We start from the raw sequence: 638 nt of genomic DNA, 5'->3' as shown, positions 1-638 counted from the left end.
TAATAAGATTTGATGTAAATAGCCCCTAAATGGCTCATGATCAACGCGCGAGCCAACTGTTCTTCGTCGTTTTGGAATACTTCTGCCGCAACTACAACTGGCATTGTAGCGGCAATACCTTGGTTCCCACTGCCGAAATTGCTCATGGCTGGCAACGTCGCCCCTCCCATGCGAGCATCAGACGCCGCGGATGTCATCATCTGTATACGACTCATTAAGTCATTGCCCAATAAGCCTTGCTCGATGTTGCCTTTTAGCGTGCGTACAATTTCTAGGCCGTAACCTCGGTCGATACCTTCTTGAGCCAGCAAGGAATTTAGCTCTGCAGCTTGGAGAATGAATTTGATCTCTTCAAAAGGCGCTTGAGTGGCAAACTCATAGATTTGTTTGATCGAAATATCCACACCTTCACAAACGGAAGCGGTTGCAACGCGTTGCTGTGGTGGAGCATCAAAAATCACGTCGTCATTGCGCGTGATCTGGATAATGTTGGTGTGACCGCCACTGATCGTGACCGAAACAACATCGTCACCAGAAGTGAGCGTTACGCTGCAATAAATGAATTCTTGCGTATCCATGCGCGCTACAGTTACCCGCTCTTCATCTATCAATTGTTGCGCAGCAGCGACATCCTGCTC

1 protein-coding gene is annotated in these 638 nt (G+C 48.3%); it reads right to left on the bottom strand.

What is annotated here, in order from left to right:
• Positions 1 to 638, bottom strand: a 638-nt coding sequence (locus R7R24_RS27830) for an L-serine ammonia-lyase, iron-sulfur-dependent, subunit alpha (RefSeq protein ID WP_318120306.1), incomplete at both ends; no start/stop codon positions are given.

This window comes from Vibrio sp. 704 (assembly GCF_033339295.1).
The sequence above is the reverse complement of the archived record's forward strand: the minus strand, read 5'-3'. Positions and strand labels throughout refer to the sequence as shown.